Source organism: Kribbella sp. NPDC104740, assembly GCF_055583505.1.
The window spans coordinates 1,010,771-1,026,808 of the sequence record NZ_JBVJNV010000002.1 but is presented as its reverse complement, the minus strand read 5'-3'; the positions used below and the strand labels follow the sequence as shown (position 1 = coordinate 1,026,808).

Here is a 16,038-nt window from a genome sequence, read left to right as displayed (position 1 = left end):
CCCCGCAACCGCGAGCCCAACTGGGCACCTTGAACACCAACTGGGGGCCTTGAACAAGACATACCTTGTTCAAGGCCCCCAGTTGGTGTTCAAGGTCGCGCGTTGGGGCGGAGCGCCTGTGGTGCCGAGGTCCTGCCCAGACCCCGGCACCACAGGTGTTCTAGGGGCGTCCGGGCAAGCGGTAGTTGTCGCCGAGGACCTGCCCGCGGTTGGGCTTGTAGAGATCGAAGCCCTTCGAGTTGCACTGCAGACCACCGTTGATGCAGTGGCTCACCAGGGCCGCCAGCGTCGGGACGTCCCAGGCGTTGAAGAAGTCGTAGTGCCAGGTGTACCCGCGTCCACTGGCCAGCCGGACGTCGGTCACGTCCCCGTCCGCGGGGAACGCGATCTTGAACTCCAGCATCGGTACCGGGTTCGGGTGACTGGCCGGGCAGGAACCGTTGACCGGGTAGGCCATGTGGCTCTTGTGGTCCGGGGTGTCGAGATCACGTCCGTTCCAGCAGCTCGGGGCCTGGTACCGGATGTTCAGCTGGGTCCCGGCCGGGCAGTTCGCCGGGAAGTCCCAGTTGTGCGTGCTGTCACCGCACTCCCAGCCCTCGACGGCGCCGGGTGAGGTCCTGAAGTCGTTCAGGGTCGCGGTCGGGCTGCCGACGACGTACCGGAGACCCGGCGGGAACGGCCGGACCGCCTGGTAGTCGAGGATGCCGGACTTGTAGTAGATGACCTGGTGCCAGGTCTGCTGCACGGGCTGGCTGGTGCCGGGTCCGCGGAACATCGTCGGCCACCAGTACGCCGACAGGTCGTCGGGGTTGAGGCAGGTGGTCGCGTAGGCGCCGGCAGCGTTCAGGCTGCCGAGCGTGGTGGACGCGTTCGTCGTCTTGTTGCCGACGAAGCTGTGCTCGTGGGACGCGCCAGGCATGTTGGGGAACACGATGGGGTCGTCGGTCGCCCGGTGGTTGACCGTGCAGTTCACCTGGAACTCGTGGTGGGTGACCAGGTCGTCGGCTTGTGCCTGGGTGCCGGCGACGGCGGTGAGGACAGCGCTGAGGGTCAGGGCGGCGGTGCCGCCGGCGAACAGGATCTTCTTCCTTCTGCTGAACACGGATCTCCTCCTGTCGGGGGATTCCGCGGGGCGGTGGGCAGGAACTGGGTACTACGCGGCCCGCGGTCTGGGAATCGCGGGAGAGCGCTCTCTGGAACAGCGTCGATCGGGCCGTCCGCGCTGTCAAGTGGTCCCCGGTTCCGGAACCGGCTGAGCGTGAACGAGCGGTTGACAAGCTGTCCGGCGGCGGCCACGATCGGACCGCGAGAGAGCGCTCTCTGACTCTCGCGCACCGTTCCCGGCGGCTGCCCCGCCGGGTTCCGGTCGCTGTGCCGTACCGCCTCACGCACACAGCGAAGGAGCACCACTCGATGATTTCTCCTACTCCGCCACGACGACGTGTGCGGTCTTTGCTCGCGGCAACTGTCGCGGCCTCCACCCTCCTGCTCGGCAACCTCGTCCTGCAGGCCGCGCCGGCCCAAGCGGCGACCCTGCTCTCCCAAGGCCGCCCGGTCACCGCCTCCTCCTCCGAAGGCGCCGGTACGCCGGCCACCGCCGCCGTGGACGGCGACCTGAACACCCGCTGGTCCAGCGTCTTCAGCGACCCTCAGTGGTTGCAGGTCGACCTCGGCTCCGCCGCGACCGTCAGCCAGGTCGTGCTGCGCTGGGAGGCCGCGTACGCGACGGCGTACCGGGTGGAGATCTCCGACGACGCCCAGACCTGGCGACCGCTCGCCAGCACCGCCACCGGCGACGGCGGCACCGACACGCTCGCCGTCAACGGCTCCGGCCGCTACGTCCGGATGACCGGCACCCAGCGCGTCGGCGGCTACGGCTACTCGCTCTGGGAGTTCGAGGTGCACGGTACGCCGGGCACCGGCGGCCCGCCGCAGGGCAACGGGACCGTCCAGGTCGCCGGCAGCCAGGGCAACTGGCGGCTGCTCGTCAACGGTCAGCCCTGGCAGGTCAAGGGCCTCACCTGGGGACCGGCCGCAGCTGACGCGCCGCAGCACCTCCCGCAGCTGAAGTCGATCGGCGTCAACACAGTCCGCACGTGGGGGACCGACGCGAGCTCGAAGCCGCTGTTCGACTCCGCGGCCGCGAACGGGATGCGCGTGATCGCCGGCTACTGGCTCCAGCCTGGTGGTGGACCCGGCAGCGGCGGCTGCGTCAACTACGTCACCGACACGACGTACAAGCAGAACATGCTCGGTGAGATCCGGCGCTGGACCACGGAGTACAAGGACCACCCCGGTGTGCTGCTGTGGAACGTCGGCAACGAGTCCGTGCTCGGGCTGCAGAACTGTTACTCCGGCGCGGAGCTGGAGACGCAGCGCATCGAGTACGCGAAGTTCGTCAACGAGGGCGCGAAGGCGATCCACGCGATCGACCCGAACCACCCGGTCACCTCGACCGACGCGTGGACCGGCGCCTGGCCGTACTTCAAGCAGTACTCACCGGATCTGGATCTGCTCGCGGTCAACTCCTACGGCAACGTCTGCCAGGTCAAGCAGGACTGGATCAACGGCGGCTACACCAAGCCGTACATCCTGACCGAGGGCGGGCCCGCGGGTGAGTGGGAGGTCCCGAACGACGCCAACGGCGTACCGAACGAGCCGACCGACCTCCAGAAGCGCGACGGCTACCTGCAGGCGTGGAACTGCATCACCGGGCACACCGGGGTCGCGCTCGGCGCGACACTGTTCCACTACGGCAACGAGAACGACTTCGGCGCGGTCTGGTTCAACATCGCACCGGGCGGCGAGAAGCGGCTCTCGTACTACGCGATCCGGCAGGCGTACGGCGGCCCGGCGGGCGGCAACACGCCGCCGGTGATCACCGGGATGTCGCTGAGCCGGACCACCGACGTACCGGCCGGTGGGACCATCTCGGTGAACGTCGCGGTCAGCGACCCGGACGGGGATCCGCTGACGCACGAGTTCAAGGTCGGCGGCAAGTACATCGACAACAGCGGGTCGCTGGTGACGACGCCGTCGTCGGGCAACGGACCGTTCACGGTGACGGTGCCGCAGCGGCTCGGGGTGTGGAAGCTGTACGACTACGTGCGCGACGGCAAGGGCAACGTGGGGATCGAAACCCGGTCGTTCCGGGTCGTCGCTCCGCCGGTCGCCGGGACGAACGTTGCCCGGGGCAAGCCGGTGACGGCGTCGTCGTACCAGCAGGTCGGCAACGGTGCGCCGTACCCGCCGTCGAACGTGACCGACGGGAACAACGCCACGCGCTGGGCCAGCGACTGGTCGGACCCGCAGTGGATCCAGATCGATCTCGGCTCGGTGCAGTCGTTCGACCGGCTGCAGCTGATCTGGGAGGGCGCGTTCGCGCGGGCCTACCGGGTCGAGGCCTCCGACGACGGCGCGAACTGGCGGCAGGTCTACACGACCGCCGACGGGAACGGTGACGTCGACGATCTCGCGGTCGCGGGGTCGGGGCGGTACGTGCGGCTGACCGGGACCCAGCGGGGGACCGGGTTCGGCTACTCGCTGTACGAGTTCGGCGTCTACCGGCGCTGAGCTTTCTCCTTGGTCCGGCGGCCTCGTGGTGAGGCCGCCGGGCCTGTGGACAACCGACAGGGGACCGAGCGTTGTCAGAGATAACATCCGTTGCCATGACCCGGACGCCCACTTTGGAAGACGTCGCGACGGTCGCCGGCGTGTCCCGGGCGACCGTGTCGCGCGTGATCAACGACGTCGCCACCGTCGCCCCCGCGCTGCGCACGAAGGTGCAGCACGCGATCAAGAAGACCGGCTACCGCCCGAACTCGGCCGCGCGTGCGCTCGCCGGCAGCCGGGCGGGCGCGGTCGTGCTGGTCGTCTCCGGCTCCGACGGTACCGCCGAACAGATCTTCAACGACCCGTTCTTCGGCCGGGTCGCCGGCGGCATGATCGCGCACCTGAGCGCGCTGGGCATCCCCCCGATCGTCGTCGCCGCCGACTCCGACCGGGCCCGCGCCGACTCCGTCGCCCTGATCCGCCACGGCCGCGCCGACGGCGCCCTCCTGGTCTCCACCCGCGCCGACGACCCGCTGCCCGGCGTCTTCGTCGACGCCGGCCTCCCCGCCGTACTGTTCGCCCGGCCGGCCCTGCCCGCGCCGATCAGCTACGTGGACCTCGACCACGAAGCCGGCGCCGCACTGGCCGCCGACCACCTCATCACCAGAGGCTGCCAACGGGTCGTCACCATCGCCGGCCCCACCGACGTCCTGGCCGCCCAACACCGCCTCACCGGCTTCCGCCAGGCGATGGCCCGCCACGGCCACCCCCACGTAGCAGTAGCCCACGGCAACTTCACCCAGGACAGCGGCGAATCCGCCATGCACCACCTGCTCTCGACGGTCCCCGACCTCGACGCCGTCTTCGCCGCCAACGACCTGATGGCCGTAGGAGCCCTCCGAGCCCTCCGCGACACCGGCCGCCCCGACGTAGCCGTCATCGGCTTCGACAACAGCGACCCGGCGATCAACGCCGACCTCACCACCATCGCCCAGCCCCTGGAGGAAATGGCCGCCGAGATGTCCCGCCTCCTCCTCGCCCAGATAGCCGACCCCACCCAGGCCCCACAGTGCAGGATCTTCGAACCCCGCTTGGTCATCCGCGCGTCGGCTTGATCAGCCGAGCAGGGGTTCGGTTTGGGCTTGCAGGTAAGGGATGCGGAGCTGGTGGGCCCAGCGGTTGACCTCGGTGGCTATTGCTTTGGCGGCTTCTTGGTTGCCTTCGTCTTTGGCGAGGACTGCCAGTAGAGCTTGTTGGGCGAGGGTTCCGGGGAGGTGGCCGGCGGCTTGGCGTTGTTCGGTGGAGAGTTGCCAGTGGGTGCGGGCTCGGGGGAGGTCGCCGGCGGTGTGGGCGTGGTCGCCGAGGTGGCGGTGGGCGTAGGAGGCTTGGAGGGTGTCGCCGGTGGTGTTGCAGAGGGCCAGGGAAGCTGAGTAGTGGGTGAAGGCTTCTTCGGGGAGGGTGTTGAGGTTGTCGGCGATCAGGCCTTGGTAGAAGAGGATCGTGGCTCGGCGGGAGATGTCGGGGGCGGTGGCTTCCAGGGATTTGGCTTGGGTGGCCAGGGCTTCGTCGGGGGCTGGGGTGAGGAGCTTCAGGAAGTAGGAGTGGCGGAGGTCGAGGAGGGCGTGGTCCCAGGCTTGGGTGGGGGTGAGCTGGAACTTGGCTAGAGCGGCGAGGGCTGCGGGGGAGTGGGTGGTGCGTTGGGCGAAGTCTTGGTCCACGGCCAGGTCGGCGAGGGCCAGGGCCAGGTGCGGGCGCTCGGTTGGGCTGACCTCGGCTGACTCGAGGAGGGCGCGGGCGGGGTCCCACTGGGCTGCTCGGGCCAGCAGGGTGGCGGCGGTGAGGACCTGGGGGAGCGGGAGTTCGGCCATGGCGCGAGGGTATTTCGACGTCGAAAAGTTTGACAACTAAGCTTCAGTCGCTGAACAGTACGACGGGTGAAGGATTCGATCGACGACCACGTCGCGCTGTGGTCGCAGGAGCAGGCCGATCTCGACGGGCGGGTCGAGGGGATCGTCGTACGGATGCAGGTGCTGACGCGCTACCTGGATCGGCGGCGCGACGCGGTGCTGGCGGCGTACGGGCTGCAGTGGTGGGAGTTCAAGACGCTGCACATGTTGCGACGCGGCGGTACGCCGTACCGGACGACGCCCGGTGCGCTCGCGAAGCAGCTGGGGATGTCGCCGGCGGCGATGACGAACCGGCTCGATGCGCTGGAGCGACGTGGGTACGTCGAGCGCACGCACGATCCCGACGACCGGCGGAAGGTCGTCGCGACGTTGACGCGCGCGGGGCGTGCGGTGTGGGAGCGGGGAATCGACGAGATCCAGCAGGTGGAGCAGGAGCTCGTGCGGACGCTGGCGGCGAGGGATCAGGACGTGCTGGAGGGGCTGCTGCGGCGGCTCGTCCGAGCGACCGAGGGCGAGTGATGTCATGAACGGGGGATCTGGTTCGACGTACCGGTGAAGGCACCGACGGGGTGCCGGGAGCTGGAGGTCGGGCGATGGACGGGTTGGGGCTGTTGGTGGCGCGGGAGAACGTGACGCAGCAGGTGCGTGAGGGGGACGCGGGAAAGGATCGGCGGCTCGGGCCGGTCATCCAGGTCGGGTGGCGGTGGGTCGTCGGGGTCGTCCGGGAAATCGGGCGACTGGAGACCCGGAGGCGTGGCACAGTCCTGCGGTGACGGAAAAGACGGAGCTGTTGGCGGCGTACGACGGGCAGTTGCGCGGGGGCGCGGAGACGTCGGGGGTGCCGAGTACGGCGGACGGGCCGGTGGTGCGGGTCGAGTACCCGACGCGCGGGTTCGTGAGCTACCGGTCGCTGGAGGGGCTCGACGGGGACGAGCTGGACGCGCTGATCGCGCGGCAGCGGGAGTTCTTCGCGGCGAAGGGGCAGGCCGTCGAGTGGAAGACGCGGGGGCATGATCGGCCGGCGGATCTGCCGGAGCGGCTGATCGCCGCGGGTTTCGTGCCGGAGGAGCGGGAGACAGTGGTGATCGCGGAGAGCGCGATCATCGCGGATCTCCTGACGGGGCGGGACGTGGTCGACGGGGTGACGATCCGGCGGACGACGGAGCTGAGCGACTTCGAGCGGATCGCGGCGATGGAGTCGGCGGTGTGGGGCGAGGACTGGTCGTGGCTCGCCGCGGATCTGGTCAGCCGGAACGCGACGGGGAACACCGACATCTACGTCGCGGAGGCCGAGGAGAGCACATTGCCGAGCGGCGAGCGGCAGGTTGTCTCCGCGGCCTGGTCGGTGCGCAAACCCGGTACCGACTTCACCGGCCTCTGGGGCGGCTCGACCCTCGCCGACTGGCGCGGCCGCGGGATCTACACCGCGCTCGTCGCCGTCCGGGCGATTCGCGCCGTCGAGCTCGGGTTCCGCTACCTCCAGGTCGACGCGTCCGACGACAGCTCGCCGATCCTGCAGCGGCTCGGGTTCGTGCCGGTGACCACGACGACGCCGTACGTCTTCACTCCGGACGGTCACGGCGGTCACGGGCAGTAGCGTGCCGCAGATCTCCCGCTCCCGGCGCTCGGGAGATCTACAGTGGTGCGGCGTTCAACTGGTAGACAGGACAGATGCAGCAACTCCGCGCGCTGGGGATCTCAGCTCAGGCCGAGGCCATCTACCTCGACCTGATCGCGCGCGGCGCCCTCGATCTCACCGATCTCGCCGAGCGGCACGGGACCGATCTCGACGTCCCGCTCGGTGAGCTGGCCGCGATCGGCCTGGTCGAACGATCCGACGACAAGGTCCTCCCGCAACCGCCGCACCGCGCGATGGAGGCCGTCGCGCAGTGCCGGACGAAGGAAGCGGAGCTGGCCCGGGAGAGCGCTTCCTTGCTCTCCGAGCTGTGGACCGCGGGGATCGGGCAGCAGACGTACGTCGAACTGCTTCCGTCGCTCGAGGTGACCCGGAGCGTGATCAACTCCGTCCAGGTCGACGCCGAGCAGCGGGTCCGCGCGATGACGGTCGGCAACATCGCGACGCCGACCAATCCGCAGATCGTCGAGGGCCTGTTCGACGCGCTGGCCCGCGGCGTCACCTACGAGGTCATCTACGGCACCCGCGTCCTGCAGGACGCGAACGCGCTGCGGATGGTCCAGCAGTGCGTCGACGCCGGCGAGCAGGCCCGGGTCTTCCCCGACATCCCGCTCAACCTGACCATCGTCGACGACCGCTGGGCCCTGCTGGCCGCCCGTACGACGGTCGGCGAGATCGTGAACTCGGCGGCGATGGTGGTCCACCAGTCGCCGTTCCTGACCGGGCTGGTCGGGATCTTCGACGCGCTCTGGCGGGTCTCGGTCCCGATCACCGGGGGCACCGAGAACACCGAGGCGATCGGCGCGCCGGCGCTGGAGACGAAGCGGTTGCTCACGTACCTGAGCGCCGGGCTGACCGACGAGTCGATCGCGCGGGAGTTCGGCGTCAGCGAGCGGACGATCGCGCGCCGGATCAGCAGACTGCAGGAGACGCTGGGCGCTCAGACCCGTTTCCAGCTGGGCGTCCAGGCCTCACGGCAGAACTGGCTCTGATCCCGGTACGGCGTACCGGCGGGCCGCCTCAGCGCGCCCGCTCGTAGACCAGCGCCATCTCGCCCAGCTCACCGGTCTCCTGGTGCGCCAGCGTCCACTTCGTCGCCGGCAGTCCGTCGTCGAACAGCCGCGCGCTCCCGCCCGCGATCTCCGGCACCACCATCAGGTACAGCCGGTCGATCAGGTCCGCGGCGAGCAGCGGCTTGATGACGCTGGAGCTGCTGCAGACGAGGATGTCGCCCTTGCCGTTCTCCTTCAGCTCGGCGACCACCTCGGGAGCCGGCGCGTTCACCAGCCGGCTGTGCTCACCCGGCGGCTCGGTCAGGGTGGTCGAGAAGATCACCTTCTCCACGTCGGTCAGCCAGCGCGCGTACCCGCGGTCGTGCGGATCGGCGTTCTCGTCCTCGGCCAGCGGGGGCCAGTAGCCGAGAAAGCCCTCGGCGTTGAGCCGGCCGAGGACGCAGGTGGTCGCGCCTTCCCAGATCCGGGTCAGCTGGTCGCGGGCGACGTCGGTGGCCACGTACGGCCCGATCGCGGCGAAGTCGGCGGGCCCGCCGGCGCCGTGGTACCGGCCGTCGAGGGTGATCGCCAGGTTCGCGCGCACAGTGCGGTTGCTCATCTCGGTCTTCCTTCTACTTGGTCTGTTCGGACTTGATCTGTTCGGCGAGGTTGTCGAGCACCTGCGCCCAGCCGGTCTCGATCCCGGCGATGTACGGGACCGCGTCGACGGTCGTCTCGGAGATGCTCACGTCGAGCCGTAGCCGCGTTCCCTCCGGTACGGCGGCCAGGCTCAGGTGGTAGTCGGCAGAGAACGAGATCGCGCTCTCCGCGTCCAGAACGGACAGCCCGAAGCTCAGCCGGCGCGCGTTCTCCGCACGCCGCACCGCGCCTTCGGACCGGTACCGCCCACCCTCGGCGTCGCCGTACACCAGTACGGCGCGACCGCCGGCGGCCGGTTCGAGCAGGCACTCGACGACGGTCATCGAGGGCGGGGCCCACCAGTTCGCGAGCAGCGCGGGCTCGGTCCAGTGCCGCCACACGGCGTACGGCGTACTGGCGAGGACTCGCTCGAAGGTGAACCCGCGGCCGTCGGCCCAGCGGTCGGCCTTCGCGAGCACCGTGTCGGCCTGGATCGCCGCCCGGTACCGCTCGAGGACGTCGCGGTCGCCCGCGTGCGCCTCGGTGGACTCGGCCAGCGCGTGCAGCCGCAGCTCGAACGCCCGCAACGGCTCGGTCTCGAGCGCGTAGACCCGGCGCTGTCCCAACGGGACGACCGCGACCACGCCCGCGCGGGCCAGCGTCTGCAGGTGCTTCGTCGTCTGCGGCTGCCGGAGGCCGGCCAGTTCGGCCAGCTCGCCGACCGTCCGCGGGCGCTCGGCCAGCAGCTCCACGATCCGCCACCGGGCGCTGTCGCCGAGGGCTGCTGCGATCTCTTCCATGCCCTGAGTATTCACCAATCTGAATATTCTTGTCAATGAATATCTAGGCGCTGGTTTGGTGACGGCGCGCTGAGGCTAAGATGCCCAGGGTGACCGAGGGGACAGGCGCTCATGCGCAGCGCTCGCAGACCTGTGGTGCGACGGCCGAGATGAACACACCGGGCGTCAGCGCGCACGACCAGCACATCTGCCGCCGGCCGGCGGACCACGGGCCGGACCACCGGTGCTCGGTCTGCCCGCACCAGTGGACGGCCAGGTAGTCCGGCCGGACCGCTCCGCACCGGCCGCTGCCCGAGGGGTGTCGAGAACGCGATATCGGCTCCGACGTTGCTGACGGAGGCGCCGAGGTGGCGCCGTACCGGGAGGAGCTGGAATGAAGTACATGCTGCTGATCCACTCGAACAAGCAGGGCTGGGACGAGATACCGACCCTCTGGTCGGACCAGGACGTCAAGGTGATGGTCGAGTACATGCACGACCTCAACCGCGACCTGCAGGCGTCCGGTGAGCTGGTCGAGGTCCGCGGGCTGACCGGCCCGGGGGACATGAAGACCGTGCACGCCGACGACGACGGCGAGGCGATCGTCACCGACGGCCCGTTCACCGAGACCAAAGAGGTCCTGGCCGGGTACTGGGTGATCGACGTCGCGAGCGAGGAGAGAGCGGTGGAGATCGCTCTCCGGGTCTCTCTCGCGCCGGGCCCGGGCGGCCGCCCGACCAACCAGAACGTCGAGGTCCACCCCGCCGACGCCCAGCCCCCGGCGTAATTCGCTCGCCGGACCACGGCCCGGCTGGCTAGCGTCGGCGCTCGTGGATCCCAAGGAGATCGTCCGGCGCGGGTACGACGCCTTGTCGGAGCGCTACGACCAGGCGTATGACGGTGAGTCGAAGTACCGGGACTGGATCGACCAGCTGACCGCGCGTCTCGACGCCGGGAGCCGGGTGCTCGACATCGGCTGCGGCAGCGGCCTCCCGCTCGCCCGCGAGCTGGCTGCTGCCGGGCACGCCGTGACCGGGGTCGACATCAGCGAGGTCCAGATCCGGCGGGCCCGGGAGCTGGTGCCGGCGGCGGAGTTCATCCGGGCCGACGCGGCGTCGCTCGATTTCGCTGACGCGTCGTACGACGCTGTGGTGTCGTTCTACGCGCTGATCCATCTGCCGCAGGACGAGCAGCGGGAGTTGCTCGCGAAGATCGCTCGGTGGTTGCGGCCCGGTGGGTGGTTCGTCTGTACGACGGGCGATCGGCCGTGGACCGGCGTGGACGACGACTGGCTCGACAGCGGCGTCACCATGTGGTGGAGCCACGCTGATGCCGACACCAACCGCGCGTGGATCACGGCGAGCGGGCTGACGGTGGAAGCCCAGGAGCGCGTGCCCGAGGGAGCGAACGGGCACGCGCTCTTCTGGGCGCAACGTCCGGGGTGACGAGGCGCCGTACTGCGCAACGCCCGGGGTGAGGCCTAGGCCGGCCCGTCCTCGAGCTGCCGTACGACGTACTCGGCAACAGCGCGCATCCCGGCTTCGTTCGGGTGGTACGGCACCACCCCACCGAGCCACGGCGGCCGCAGACTGAACCCAGTGGTCCAAGGCTCAGCCGATCCCACTGCGTGCTCCTTGCTCACCCCGGAGACTGCCACCAACTCGGCCCCCGACTTCTCCGCGGCCGCCGCGAACACCCTCGCCAGCCGGTCAGCCATCAACGCAACGCTCGGAAGCTGCTCCTCGTTCAGGGGTACATCGAGCCGCGGCCGTGTCATCGGCCCGACCACCGCGAGGTAGTCGACCAGGAGGACCCGCGCCGAGGGAGCGCGATCTCGGATCTCCCGCACGATCTCGGTCAGCCGCGCGGCAGTTTCGTCGTACGCCGAGTCGTCGCGCAGGTAGCTCACCCGGGCGCGGATCCGGTTCGCGGCCCGGCGGCCGAAGATCGTGGCGGGGAGGGCGAGCGTGTTCAGCGTGCTGCCGCGGATGAACGCGCCGATGTACTCGAGGTCGTTGCCGCCGACGGTCACGGTCACCAGCGCGGTCTCGGGTCCGACGGCATCGATCTGCGGCGCCGCGTCGTCCTGCCGGTCAGTCAGCAGATGGGCGGTCGTGGCGCCGGAGTACGTCACGTCGGTCAGCTCGAGCCCGAGCCGCTCGGCCACCAGCTGCGGATAGTTCCGCCCGGACCGCCCCGCAGCCTTGTCCACCACCGGCGATATCCCCGGTCCGGCCGCGAACGAGCTTCCCAACGCGACGTACCGACTCCCAGAAGCGATCACCCCGCCAACCTACCGGCGCCCCGGGATCGCGCTCTCAGCTGGCCAGGGATCGCGCTCTCAGTTGGTCCAGCGGCCGCGGTGAACCAGGTCCTCCGTCGGCTTGCGGCGCTTGCTCAGGTTGCGAGGCGGCTCGTCGGAGTAGCCGATCGAGATGGCGCCGATCGGCATGAAGTTGTCCGGTACGCCGAACTGCTCGCGGTACACCGGGATGCGGTCGGCGGGAAGGCCGAAGAAGCAGGCGCCCAGGCCCTCGTCGACGGCGGTCTGCAGGATCAGCAGCGCGGACATGCCGGCGTCGACGTCCCAGTACGGGACCGGCCACCAGTCCTCGGCGCGGTCGGTGTGGCCCTTGTCCGGCTCGGCGTAGCGGTCGAGGTAGGCGTCCTTGTTGGAGTGGACGACGATCAGCAGCGGGGTCTCGATGTTCGCGGCGAGCCAGTTCTCCGGCTCGTCCTCGGGGCGGGCGGCGTCGCGGAAACGGGCGATGTCGTCCTGGGTGTCGAGCACGAGGTACCCGAAGCCCTGGGAGAAGCCGGCCGACGGCGCGCGGAGCGCGTTGTCGAGCATCCGCTCGACGATCTCCTCCGGCACCGCCCGCTGTACGTCGTACCGCCGAACCATCCGCCGCCGTCGCACCACATCCTGAAAGTCCATGGGGGCAAGGTACGTGCTCAGTCGTCGCCGCGGTACGGGAATTCGGACAGGGCGGTCAGCGACCGGCGCCGATGTGCCGCGAGCACGCCGGGCGCGGCATACTCCACGCCGTGAGTGACGACTTCGGGAGTTCCGGGATCAGAGAGCGCGTTCTGGCGGGCTGGGCCGCGGCGCCGGTGCGGTTTCGGGAGGACGCCAACGCCGAGGAGGATCTCGCGCTCGGCGGGTACCTCGACCGGGTGGTGGTCGAGCTCGCGCAGAACGCGGCGGACGCGGCCGTGCGCGCAGGAGTGCCCGGGCGAGTGCGTTTCTCGTTGCGCGGCCAGACCCTCGTTGTCGCGAACACGGGTGCGCCGCTGACGGCCGCCGGAGTCGAGTCGCTGGCGACGCTGCGGGCGTCGGCGAAGCGCGACGATGATCTGGAGCGGTCCGGCGGCGATCTGCGGCAGCTTGATCCGCGGGCGGTCGCGGTCGGGCGGTTCGGGGTGGGCTTCGCCGCGGTGCTGGCGGTGAGCGATGAGCCGGTCATCCTGTCGCGGAGCGGCGGGGTGCGGTTCTCGCGCGCCGACACGGCGGCGGCGGTTGCGGCGGTTGGGTCTGATGGGCTGGATCTTGAGGTACGCCGGCGCGACGGGCAGGTTCCCGTACTGCGGCTGCCGTTCGACGCGGAGGGTGAGGCGCCGGAGGGATTCGACACGGCGGTGATCCTGCCGCTGCGCGACGACGCCGCGGCTGAGCTCGTACGCCGGCTGCTCGCCGACGCGGGCGATCCGCTGCTGCTCGCACTGCCTGGCTTGGAGCGGATCGAGATCGACGTCGACGGCGAGGAGCAGGTGCTCGCCGATGTGTTGTCGCGATGGACCGTACGCCGTGCTGCGGGAGTCCTCGACGAGAGCGCGAGAGAGCGGTTGCTGGCGGACCGGACCACCGAGGAGCGAGCGCGCCCGTACTGGTCGGTGCTGTGGGCACTCCCGCGGTCCTCGGAGACGGTGGTGCCGCGGACCGTGTTCGCGCCGACGCCGACGGACGAGTCGCTGTCGCTGCCAGTGTTGCTGTTGGCAACCTTTCCGTTGGATCCGTCACGGCGGCATGTCGCGAAGGGCGCGCTGACGGATCATCTGGTGGAGAAGGCGGCGCAGGCTTACGCGAGGCTCTTGGAGACGCAGGCCGAGGCGGGCGCGGACGTGCTGCCGCTGGTGCCGACCGGGCTCGCGGCCGGTGCGCTCGACGGGGCGCTCCGCGCGGAGATCATGAAGGTGCTACCGGGCACGCCGCTGCTGCGGGGACTTGGTGGCGACGAGGCCGTCGGCGGTACGGGTCGTGCTGCCGACGGGGTTGGGACCGGCGGCGGGGACGCGAGATTGATGGCGCCCCGAGACGCTGTGTTGGTGGCGCCTCGAGATGCCGTCGTTGTGGCCGGTGCTGACGAGGCGTTCGATCTCGTGCTGGCGCCGATGGTCAGCGGGCTGGTTCGGGAGCGCCGGCAGGATCGGGCTGCGCTCGAGGCGCTGGGCGTGCGACGCCTCGAACTGGCTGAGGTCGTGGATCAGCTCGGCCAGGTCGCGCAGCCGCCGGAGTGGTGGCGGGAAACGTATAGAGCGCTCTCCGGGATGGTCACGGATGCTCTCCTGCGTGAGTCCTTGGGGACGCTGCCGGTGCCGCTCGCTGACGGCCGGTTGGTGCGAGGCGTTCGCGGGCTTCTGCTACCGGGGCGCGAGCTGCCGAACGACGTGCTGGCGACGTTCGGCGAGTACGGCGTACGGGTGGTGCATCCGGACGCGGTGCACGAGACGCTGGAACGGCTGGGAGCGCTCCCCGCGACTCCGCGGACGTTGCTGGAGGACAGCGCGGTGCGCGCGGCGGTGGAGAACTCCGCGGACGCTGACGACCCGGAGCTGATCGCGGCTGCGGTGCTCGGTGTGGTCGCGGTCGATCCGGCGCAGGCGGACGGGCTGTGGTGGTTGTCCGACCTCGTACTGCGCGACGCCGACGGCGAACTGGTGCCGGCGAACGCGTTGGTGGTCGCTGGGTCCGAGGCCGAGGCGGTGCTCGACGAGGAGGAGGTCGCGCCGATCGCGGGCGACCTGCTGGAGCGGTACGGCGTCGAGGCGCTGGCGGCTGTTGGTGTGCTGAGTTCGCTTGGCGTGGTCGCCGCCGCGGACGTGGTGCTCGACGAGCTGCCGGAGGAGCTGGCGGATCTCGACGGCATCGAGGACTGGGCCGACGACGTGGCGCCTGACGGGTCGCGGTACGGCGTGACCGTTGGCGAGCTGGTCGCCGTGCGGGATCTCGACTGGGTGGTCGACGATGCTTGGCCGCGGGTGCTGGAGATGTTCGGGACGTCGCCGGAGCTGCGACGTGCGCTGGTGGATCGGCCGCGGGTGGTCGGTCCGGACGACCGGTCGTACGGCGTACCGTCGTACGCCGCGTGGTGGATCCGCGAGCGAGTGCTGCTGGAGGACGGCGAGCCGCTGGCCGGGCGAGCGGACCCGGAGGTCGACCCGGTCCTGGCGAGCCTGCTCGATCCCGCGCCGGAGTGGACGAGCCGGTTGGACCCGGAGGTGCGGACGGCGGTCGGCCTGGTGCGAACCGTGGCTGACTTGGATGTCGACGGCGTGGGGGAGCTGCTGGATCGGCTGGCTGATCCGCAGCGCGAGATCGGAGAGAGCGCGATCTTGCAGCTCTGGCAGCAGCTGGGAACGCTGAAGATCTACCCGGACTCGGCGCCTGATCGCGTGCGGGTGCTCGGCGGAGCGGCCGAGCCGCACGGGACTTGGGGCGAAGCGGCTGAGCCGCACGGCGTCGTGGGTGAGCTGGGGGAGGGGACCGAGCTGCACGGCGCCGCGGGTGAGCTGGGCGAGGGGGCTGAGCCGCACGGCGCCGCGGGTGAGCTGGGGGAGAGGGCTGAGCCGCACGGCGCTGCAGGTGAGCTGGGCGAGGGGACCGAGCTGCACGACGCCGAGGGCGGGCTGCGTGAAGAGGCCGCGCAGTACAGGGCCGCGGGCGAGCTGAGCGAAGCCGCCGGCCTGCACGGTGCCGGGGGCGAGGGGGCCGGGCTGCGCTGGGCCGAGGGCGATGACGCGGAGCCTCTGGGCTCCGGCTATGACCTGCAGGGCGCCGAGGGTGAGGTGCTGAGTCGGGTGGTCGCTGTTGCGGATGCAGTGGTTGCCGATGGGCCGATGTGGTTGCAGCGGACGGATCTCGGTGGGTTTGTGGTTGCGTTCGGAGTCGTCGCCGATGGGCTGAGTGATCTTCTGGAAGTGCCGATGGCCGGAGAGGTTGCCGGGGGCAAGGTCGAGGGGATGGGTACGGCGGCTGAGGTGCCCGCGATTGTGCGGGAGTTGGTGCCTCAGGTGCCTGAGGTCTGGTGGGAGCACGAGGAGTTGCTCGTGGATGGGGTCGAGGTTTCGTGGTGGGTCAACGAGAGTGGTGAGCCGCACGCGGCGACGTTCAACGGGCTGGCGAAGGCGCTCGCGTGGGCTGCCGGGCGGTGGGATCAGCGGCACGTGATCCTGGCGATCCTCAGCAACCCCGGGCGCGCCTCGGAGCTGCGGATCGACGCTACCTTCGACCCGGTACCGCCGAACGCCTGAGG

At 70.3% G+C, this 16,038-nt stretch carries 16 protein-coding genes; 10 read left to right on the top strand and 6 right to left on the bottom strand.

Annotated features, from left to right (window positions below):
- Window positions 1-160 precede the first annotated feature (160 nt).
- Window positions 161-1,102: a DUF1996 domain-containing protein gene (locus tag ACZ6Z4_RS14285; RefSeq protein ID WP_465562707.1), complete on the bottom strand. Its 942-nt coding sequence runs from the start codon at window positions 1,100-1,102 to the stop codon at window positions 161-163.
- Window positions 1,103-1,413: 311 nt separating this feature from the next.
- Between ACZ6Z4_RS14285 and ACZ6Z4_RS14280 the strand changes: the two genes are divergently transcribed.
- Together ACZ6Z4_RS14280 and ACZ6Z4_RS14275 are read left to right on the top strand one after the other, a co-directional pair.
- Window positions 1,414-3,573, top strand: coding sequence for a discoidin domain-containing protein (locus ACZ6Z4_RS14280; RefSeq protein WP_465562705.1), 2,160 nt, complete (start codon window positions 1,414-1,416; stop codon window positions 3,571-3,573).
- A gap of 95 nt (window positions 3,574-3,668) precedes the next feature.
- A complete protein-coding gene (locus ACZ6Z4_RS14275; RefSeq protein WP_465562704.1) occupies window positions 3,669-4,667 on the top strand; it encodes a LacI family DNA-binding transcriptional regulator in 999 nt (332 codons plus the stop codon).
- Here the strand turns inward: ACZ6Z4_RS14275 and ACZ6Z4_RS14270 are convergent, their stop codons facing one another.
- The gene (locus tag ACZ6Z4_RS14270) at window positions 4,668-5,420 is read right to left on the bottom strand and encodes a hypothetical protein (protein WP_465562701.1); all 753 of its coding nucleotides are present in this window, start codon (window positions 5,418-5,420) and stop codon (window positions 4,668-4,670) included.
- Window positions 5,421-5,486: 66 nt separating this feature from the next.
- Here ACZ6Z4_RS14270 and ACZ6Z4_RS14265 point away from each other — a divergent pair, with 66 nt between their 5' ends.
- The 4 genes from ACZ6Z4_RS14265 (at window position 5,487) to ACZ6Z4_RS14250 (ending at window position 8,087) form a co-directional block, all read left to right on the top strand.
- Entirely contained in the window at window positions 5,487-5,978 is a 492-nt protein-coding gene (locus tag ACZ6Z4_RS14265) for a MarR family winged helix-turn-helix transcriptional regulator (protein ID WP_465562700.1), read from the top strand.
- 74 nt (window positions 5,979-6,052) lie between these two features.
- Window positions 6,053-6,232: a hypothetical protein gene (locus ACZ6Z4_RS14260; protein WP_465562698.1), complete on the top strand. Its 180-nt coding sequence runs from the start codon at window positions 6,053-6,055 to the stop codon at window positions 6,230-6,232.
- Window positions 6,229-7,056, top strand: a complete 828-nt coding sequence (locus ACZ6Z4_RS14255; protein ID WP_465562696.1) for a GNAT family N-acetyltransferase — start codon at window positions 6,229-6,231, stop codon at window positions 7,054-7,056. Before ACZ6Z4_RS14260 ends, ACZ6Z4_RS14255 begins: the two co-directional genes overlap by 4 nt.
- A 74-nt stretch (window positions 7,057-7,130) precedes the next feature.
- On the top strand, window positions 7,131-8,087 hold the full coding sequence (locus tag ACZ6Z4_RS14250) for a hypothetical protein (RefSeq protein ID WP_465562694.1): 957 nt from the start codon (window positions 7,131-7,133) through the stop codon (window positions 8,085-8,087).
- A gap of 28 nt (window positions 8,088-8,115) precedes the next feature.
- Here the strand turns inward: ACZ6Z4_RS14250 and ACZ6Z4_RS14245 are convergent, their stop codons facing one another.
- Together ACZ6Z4_RS14245 and ACZ6Z4_RS14240 are read right to left on the bottom strand one after the other, a co-directional pair.
- On the bottom strand, window positions 8,116-8,706 hold the full coding sequence (locus tag ACZ6Z4_RS14245) for a dihydrofolate reductase family protein (RefSeq protein WP_465562693.1): 591 nt from the start codon (window positions 8,704-8,706) through the stop codon (window positions 8,116-8,118).
- Window positions 8,707-8,719: 13 nt separating this feature from the next.
- Window positions 8,720-9,526 (bottom strand): metalloregulator ArsR/SmtB family transcription factor, encoded by an 807-nt coding sequence (locus tag ACZ6Z4_RS14240; protein WP_465562691.1) that lies wholly within the window; start codon window positions 9,524-9,526, stop codon window positions 8,720-8,722.
- 89 nt (window positions 9,527-9,615) lie between these two features.
- Between ACZ6Z4_RS14240 and ACZ6Z4_RS14235 the strand changes: the two genes are divergently transcribed.
- From ACZ6Z4_RS14235 to ACZ6Z4_RS14225, 3 genes are all read left to right on the top strand, one after another.
- Window positions 9,616-9,786 (top strand): hypothetical protein, encoded by a 171-nt coding sequence (locus ACZ6Z4_RS14235; protein ID WP_363668825.1) that lies wholly within the window; start codon window positions 9,616-9,618, stop codon window positions 9,784-9,786.
- Window positions 9,787-9,899: 113 nt separating this feature from the next.
- Window positions 9,900-10,292: a YciI family protein gene (locus ACZ6Z4_RS14230; RefSeq protein ID WP_465562689.1), complete on the top strand. Its 393-nt coding sequence runs from the start codon at window positions 9,900-9,902 to the stop codon at window positions 10,290-10,292.
- Between the two features lie 43 nt (window positions 10,293-10,335).
- Window positions 10,336-10,950 (top strand): class I SAM-dependent methyltransferase, encoded by a 615-nt coding sequence (locus tag ACZ6Z4_RS14225; RefSeq protein WP_465562688.1) that lies wholly within the window; start codon window positions 10,336-10,338, stop codon window positions 10,948-10,950.
- A 35-nt stretch (window positions 10,951-10,985) separates the two neighbouring features.
- Here ACZ6Z4_RS14225 and ACZ6Z4_RS14220 read toward each other — a convergent pair whose 3' ends face one another.
- Together ACZ6Z4_RS14220 and ACZ6Z4_RS14215 are read right to left on the bottom strand one after the other, a co-directional pair.
- Window positions 10,986-11,789: an SGNH/GDSL hydrolase family protein gene (locus ACZ6Z4_RS14220; RefSeq protein WP_465562686.1), complete on the bottom strand. Its 804-nt coding sequence runs from the start codon at window positions 11,787-11,789 to the stop codon at window positions 10,986-10,988.
- Window positions 11,790-11,846: 57 nt separating this feature from the next.
- Window positions 11,847-12,443, bottom strand: coding sequence for a nitroreductase family protein (locus ACZ6Z4_RS14215; protein WP_465562685.1), 597 nt, complete (start codon window positions 12,441-12,443; stop codon window positions 11,847-11,849).
- Window positions 12,444-12,553: 110 nt separating this feature from the next.
- On the opposite strand from ACZ6Z4_RS14215, the gene ACZ6Z4_RS14210 reads away from it, so the two are divergent.
- Window positions 12,554-16,036, top strand: coding sequence for a sacsin N-terminal ATP-binding-like domain-containing protein (locus ACZ6Z4_RS14210; RefSeq protein WP_465562683.1), 3,483 nt, complete (start codon window positions 12,554-12,556; stop codon window positions 16,034-16,036).
- The last annotated feature ends 2 nt before the right edge of the window (window positions 16,037-16,038 follow it).

Bases quoted from the DNA above. Each gene is read 5' to 3' on its own strand.
- ACZ6Z4_RS14215 (WP_465562685.1), bottom strand. From the start codon at position 12,443: ATGGACTTTCAGGATGTGGTGCGACGGCGGCGGATGGTTCGGCGGTAC.
- ACZ6Z4_RS14260 (WP_465562698.1), top strand. From the start codon at position 6,053: ATGGACGGGTTGGGGCTGTTGGTGGCGCGGGAGAACGTGACGCAGCAG.
- ACZ6Z4_RS14230 (WP_465562689.1), top strand. From the start codon at position 9,900: ATGAAGTACATGCTGCTGATCCACTCGAACAAGCAGGGCTGGGACGAG.
- ACZ6Z4_RS14270 (WP_465562701.1), bottom strand. From the start codon at position 5,420: ATGGCCGAACTCCCGCTCCCCCAGGTCCTCACCGCCGCCACCCTGCTG.
- ACZ6Z4_RS14280 (WP_465562705.1), top strand. From the start codon at position 1,414: ATGATTTCTCCTACTCCGCCACGACGACGTGTGCGGTCTTTGCTCGCG.
- ACZ6Z4_RS14245 (WP_465562693.1), bottom strand. From the start codon at position 8,706: ATGAGCAACCGCACTGTGCGCGCGAACCTGGCGATCACCCTCGACGGC.
- ACZ6Z4_RS14275 (WP_465562704.1), top strand. From the start codon at position 3,669: ATGACCCGGACGCCCACTTTGGAAGACGTCGCGACGGTCGCCGGCGTG.
- ACZ6Z4_RS14250 (WP_465562694.1), top strand. From the start codon at position 7,131: ATGCAGCAACTCCGCGCGCTGGGGATCTCAGCTCAGGCCGAGGCCATC.
- ACZ6Z4_RS14240 (WP_465562691.1), bottom strand. From the start codon at position 9,526: ATGGAAGAGATCGCAGCAGCCCTCGGCGACAGCGCCCGGTGGCGGATC.